This is a genomic window from Lactiplantibacillus sp. ME-2 (genome assembly GCF_022549155.1).
GTDB lineage: Bacteria > Bacillota > Bacilli > Lactobacillales > Lactobacillaceae > Lactiplantibacillus > Lactiplantibacillus plantarum.
This window is the reverse complement of the sequence record NZ_JAKZEQ010000072.1, coordinates 1-5,765: the sequence shown is the minus strand read 5'-3', so window position 1 is coordinate 5,765 and position 5,765 is coordinate 1. Positions and strand designations below refer to the sequence as shown.

General features: G+C 38.3%; 7 protein-coding genes. All 7 read right to left on the bottom strand.

Annotated features, from left to right (window positions below):
* Window positions 1–38: 38 nt before the first annotated feature.
* The 7 genes from MMY95_RS14925 to MMY95_RS14895 all read right to left on the bottom strand — a co-directional run bounded on the left by MMY95_RS14925 (window position 39) and on the right by MMY95_RS14895 (window position 4,891).
* Window positions 39–227: an NAD(P)H-binding protein gene (locus MMY95_RS14925; RefSeq protein WP_241277776.1), complete on the bottom strand. Its 189-nt coding sequence runs from the start codon at window positions 225–227 to the stop codon at window positions 39–41.
* Window positions 228–671 (bottom strand): nuclear transport factor 2 family protein, encoded by a 444-nt coding sequence (locus MMY95_RS14920; RefSeq protein WP_003643432.1) that lies wholly within the window; start codon window positions 669–671, stop codon window positions 228–230.
* 124 nt (window positions 672–795) lie between these two features.
* Window positions 796–2,235 (bottom strand): MFS transporter, encoded by a 1,440-nt coding sequence (locus tag MMY95_RS14915; protein ID WP_080371130.1) that lies wholly within the window; start codon window positions 2,233–2,235, stop codon window positions 796–798.
* A gap of 11 nt (window positions 2,236–2,246) precedes the next feature.
* On the bottom strand, window positions 2,247–2,456 hold the full coding sequence (locus tag MMY95_RS14910; RefSeq protein ID WP_330872944.1) for a nuclear transport factor 2 family protein: 210 nt from the start codon (window positions 2,454–2,456) through the stop codon (window positions 2,247–2,249).
* Between the two features lie 9 nt (window positions 2,457–2,465).
* On the bottom strand, window positions 2,466–2,624 hold the full coding sequence (locus MMY95_RS14905; protein ID WP_238352249.1) for a nuclear transport factor 2 family protein: 159 nt from the start codon (window positions 2,622–2,624) through the stop codon (window positions 2,466–2,468).
* A gap of 309 nt (window positions 2,625–2,933) precedes the next feature.
* The gene (locus MMY95_RS14900) at window positions 2,934–3,518 is read right to left on the bottom strand and encodes a TetR/AcrR family transcriptional regulator (RefSeq protein ID WP_003642400.1); all 585 of its coding nucleotides are present in this window, start codon (window positions 3,516–3,518) and stop codon (window positions 2,934–2,936) included.
* Window positions 3,519–4,402: 884 nt separating this feature from the next.
* Window positions 4,403–4,891, bottom strand: coding sequence for a helix-turn-helix domain-containing protein (locus MMY95_RS14895; protein WP_047674155.1), 489 nt, complete (start codon window positions 4,889–4,891; stop codon window positions 4,403–4,405).
* Window positions 4,892–5,765: the final 874 nt, after the last annotated feature.

Sequence of the window (5,765 nt, the reverse complement as noted above, 5' to 3'; positions counted from 1 at the left end):
ATTCGTTTTTCCTCAGATTATACCTGAATTTTTAGTTTTCAGACAGTCCCTAGTTGATCATCATCAGTGACACTCCCTGCCACCGCCGTTTCACGATCAACTATCAACTTTAACCGGTCTGCACGGCGCGAATATAAAGTCAACTGTACGTCCGTTTTTGCTAACAATATTTTACGTACGGCACTACCAATTGATCCGGTTGCACCAATAATTAAACCTTTTTTCATTTATTTCACGTCCTCCGTATGCCAAATGAAGTTAGAATTCCGTTCTGCAATATACCACTGACCATCGACTTTTTCGTACTTATCTTGATAACGGACCCCTTCATTAGTCGTCACCGTTTGACCTTGCTCATTGGTTTTAACCAGCGTAACGTAATTATAAGCAATGCCATCCGCATGGGTTGCGTCCGTGAAACTAACGGTTTGTTGTCCACTCATATGAAAGACAGCTGAGTAATCGTCCATTGAAGAACTGAAAGCGTTCAGAATTTCCTGACGCCCATTCAGCGTAAACGTAACTTTACCATCATTAATAATATTTACTTTACCGTTTGGTAAAAAGAGTTGAACCTGCTTCTCATTTTCTTTAGTGTCTGAGTAATTTGAAAATAAATCAACAACCTGCTTTAAAGCTAACCGATCTGAAACTTCTTGAATATCCATCATATTTGGGACTTCCTTTCTTGATTACACCTTGATTATCGCGTGAATTGGCTTATATAAAAATGGTCAATGTTTTAAAAATTGAGACATATGCCACGCTTAACTCATAACCGACGCTTAAAATATTTTACCGTGGTTGCTTGGCAGGTTCTTTGCGAGTCAGATTAATTACAAACGCAATGACCACCAAAATCAAACCAATCACCATAATTAAATGCATACCATTAAATAAAATGGTGCGGAGCTGTGGTAACGAGCGTGCCGAACTTGCATCCGTTAACTTATTGATCATCTGCGTCGTAATTTTCCCACCAATCTGGCTAGCAGTACTAATGCTCAAAATCGCACCAAAAATTGAAGACATAAACGTTTGACCAAGTGTTCTGAATAACAACCCGAAAGTTGTTGAAACACTAATTAGATCTCGTCGAACGCCATCCTGTAGTGAAACTTGCATTGGTGTAAACGATAAGCCCATTCCCAAACCATTAAAGCCACCACTAACTAATAACCACCAATAAGGCGCAAATTGGGTCGCCATCACCATCGATAATGCTGATAGTAAAACACTAAGGATTCCAAACATAACGATTCGTTTATACGGCATTTTTACCATCAAATGAGCAGTATACCTTGTCCCCACCAATAATAGGATCGAACCAGCAATCTGGGTCAAACCACCTAACGTGGCACTAGTACCTAACAGTCCCTGTGACCACATTGGTGCGTAGACACTATAACCGATGAAGAAACCGTTAATCAGAAACATGATGACATTTTGCGATTGGATACGCCAATTTTTCAGTAATTCAGTGGGTACCAATGCATTTTTTTGCCGTTTTTCAACTTGGTAAAAAATAACCATTAAGATCAAACCAATTACCAGTAAAACCAACGCTTGAGTTAAATTTGAAGCGATTGCGTCACTAGCAAACAGTAAAACAATCAGGGTTACAATCAACAGTCCTGATCCTAAATAATCAAATCGTTTTTGAGTAGCTTCATGCTCACTCTCACGGTAAGAGAATTGCAATAACAGGAGTGAGATAATTCCAATGGGTAAGTTAATAAAGAATACCCAATGCCAAGACAATGTGTCTACGAGCCAGCCACCAATCAAGGGACCGACAACGGTGGATAACGTATAAAACGCCGTGACCCATCCCAAGGCTCGTGCTCGTTCAGCAGGATTTTCATATAAGTCCGCATAAATGATAAATGGGATGGAAACCATTCCACCAGCGCCAATTCCCATAAAGGCTCGGGCAATAATTAACATGACCATATTAGTAGACAAACCACCAACTACCGAACTAATGATAAATAGCACAACCGAAATTTGGAAGGTGAGCTTATTACCAATCAATTCACCCACTCGGCCCCATAAAACCGTCGTAACTGCTGTCCCTAATAAAAAGATTGAGCTGATCCAGCCAATCAGGCGAATCCCATTTAAATCACTGGTAATTGCCGGTAATGCAGTATTAACAATGGTAGCATCTAAGCCACCCATAAAATTCGCAATTAACAACGCAATCGTTGCGATTGCCATTCTTCTTTTTGTCATCATTTCTCCTTCTAATACATCGACGCGTGTGAGGCAATAATTTGCCAGCCGTGTGGTCCCTTAACTAACTCGACCTTGGATTGCAAAGGCCACGTATTCCGGAATCCATAGATGCGTGCATCCAACTCGTTACGCATGACTACTTGCGCCTGCTTCCCTTTTACAACCACTTGAAACAAAACCTCATGACTACTAAAGTAGTGCATGCGTCCAAGTCTAATCTGTTGTAGTCATTCAGCCTTGCTTTGAACAGTTCCTGTGATGTGCACTAACTTAGCATTTGGTGCGATTACCTGATCAAGCAATTCAAGATTTTTTTCTAACATTCCCTGAACTTGTTGGTGAACAACACGAGCAACTGCCCGTTCTTCATTAATTTTAACTGTCATTTAATAGCCTCCGTTATTTCGTTGCTGATGGATTCATTATGCGATGGATTCCGTCACTAAAAAATGGGCAGTATTTTTAAAAGCGGGACTTATGCCACACTTTTTCTGAATTTGGCGCATAAAATATATCAATTTGATTATTTTTTCGTCCATTAAAACGTGAATCAAGTAATAAACATCCTTAGAGTACACATTAATCGCTAGTAGGCTTCCAAAATCGTCAAAATTCTTTCAATATACAAAATAAGGGCCGAGACTGTATTTTTAACAATCTCGACCCTTATACTCATACTCAAACTGAAAATTGACTCACTGCTCTAATTTTAAATACTGTTCTACACCGCCTTGCATTAATTCGGTAGCAGCGCTAATAACTGCTTCAAGGGGTTCTTTCTTACCAGTTGCAACCCAAGTTGTATAAACCTTCAGTCCCGTCTGCTCCACAAAATCTAGTAAAATTCTTTGTTTCCAATCCGCAAGCTGATTAAACTCCTGGGACTGGCCCCAAGTTTTAGTCATGACTTCGTTGATCATTTGTTGCCGAATGCCAACGTAAGACCCCACTGAGCACGTCGTAATTCGATCATATGCCTCACCCTGAGTAGCGGAATAGGTGAAAAAAGCTTCCACACTTTTTGCTAGATCTCGTGGATATTGTAAATTACCAATCTCTTTTAGATAGGCTTGAGAGTATCGCGTCTGTAATTCAATCAGTAAATCATCTAAAGTCGGATAATACCGATAAAATGTTTTTTTGTTGATCTGGGCCATCTTAGCCAATTCGGTCACTGTAATTTTTGAATATTCTTTTTCGCAAATTAACCGTTTAAAAGCATCGTAAATACTATTGATTGTTCGCTGAACACGTAAATCTTGATATTGACTCACTTGCATGCCATCAACCTCCAAGTTAACCTGATAAGTCAATTATACTCACAAATAAGATCAAGTGTGCTAGTTTCTTATCTGGTATTTCAAGAGCCTTTATTAAGAAATTTTAGTTTTCCGCAGATATTGAGCTTAAATTCTTGTTAAAAATCTCGATTCAATTAGTCGGCTGAATACCGCTCTAACTTCGTTTTTTCAGTAACCTTATATAAAAAACACAACTGAAGTGAACCCCATAAATTGGAGTGAATTTCTAAGCTGCTAATTGTGAACCGTGCCAACTTTAAGAATGTGAAAGATACTTTCAGCTACCGCATTATCTAGGCATGTGGCCTTGCAGCTCATGCTTTGGAAAACGCGAGCTTGTCGCAAAATATTCACGTACCGACAGTTCTGATACTGAAACCCCTGATCCTAATGAATTGCATACGGTATGGTAAGCCCGAACGTCGTGCCACTAATCGTTCAAGGGGGCGTGTGATGAAGGCTACCGTTGGTCTACGACCAATGGCCCATTCAAGAATTTCTCCGTTATAAAGGTCAATATAAGCTGTAAAGTATGCACGTTCGTTGATTGTTTGATTCCCCTAACGGAATTCCGTTACATCAGTAACGATTTTTTGAAATGGACAATCCGTTTTAAAACGACGGTTTAAACGGTTATGGTCAACTGTACCAACAGTTCCTTTATAAGAGTTATATTTCTTCGTTCGACGATTGAATGCCTGACAAAGGAGATTATTTTCACGCATAATACAAAGTACTGCCTTGTGATTAACGTTGATGATCCTGATTGATATTTACGGTGAAGTGCATCGTGGTAACTACTATTCGGCATGTATACTGCTTTTAAAACCACAACTAATTTAACATTGAATTCACGCCTTAGCTCAGTGATTAGCTGGCTTTTTCTTGGTTTGAGATTTTTTCTGTGCCAAGGCTTCGAGTTTTTCCAAGTATGCTAACCGGATTCGTAAAAGCTCGTTTTCTTCCTGAAGTTGTTTCAATGTCTTAGATTGTTTAGATTTATCTGTCATTTTTAAAGACCATCCTTTGGATGGCTTAAGACGTCCCTCAATCAGTCTTCGTTCCCAGTCCCAAGCCATCATCGGTTGCTTCAATCTGAAATGGGTTACCGTTACTGGATATGAGGCATGATGTTCTTGTCGCCATTTGATAACCTTGATTTTAAAGGAATAGTCATAAAATGTCTTCCTACGACAATTCTCTAATCCTTGAATGCCAAAAATTTCAAATTGAGTGAGCCACTGATAAATCGTCGCACTTCCTTTGATATCATATTTTTTCATAAGTAACAGGGACGAATTTCCCTGGAGATATTTACTTAAAACTTGTTGCTTTATTTTAGCTGAAAACATAGTACCCCCTCCCTGAGTCTGGATTTAATCCAACTCAGGGGGCCTACCTTATATAATAGAAATTATGATACAAATCATCCAGAAGTACTGATAAATAGTAAGCGTAGAAGAATATTAAAAAAAGGCGACTTAACTTTAAAAAATTTATTTTGCTGTTTGAAATCTTTAACAACTAACTGTCACTGTGAAGATTCGTTAACCATCTCTTTAAACATTAATGATTGGACTAATATCTCCATCAGCATTAGTGTATGGTAAAACATTTTGGAGGCAATAAAAATGAAATTTAAATTTCAAAAAAATTTTTATCGTAGCTTTAGATTCTGGATTTCTTTACTTCTCTTTATTCCTGTCCTGATGCATTACAGTCATGGATTTGAATCCACTGCCGATATATTTTGGGCCATCTTTATTCTTGGTACCTGCCTTTACGGCATGTTATCAGAACTATTCTTACAGAAAAAGAATAGCTGACATTAGGTACAATCAGATAGTTGAGTTAAAAAAATCCAAAGATGAAAATCTCTGGCTGGCACTAAAGTGAACCCCGCACCAAGCTTCATATTTCAAGCTTATCTAACCTTATCTCAGCTTATCTTTTTCGCTTGTTTTGTCCAGCTCAGTAATTCTGTTAATTACACTGTGCAACCCGCACCAAGCTCATATTTCAAGCTTGTCTGAACTTATCTTTTTTACTTATTTTATGGTTAAATACAGCTTCATAAAACATAGCTATACGATAACGTAGTGCACATCCATTTCAACCTAATTATTATACGTAAGTATACCAGTTTTTAAATTAACATTCATAAAACTCGATGGCGAATTGTCAAACTAAGTGCAACGGTTTGTCAAAAAATACTTCATATGGGGT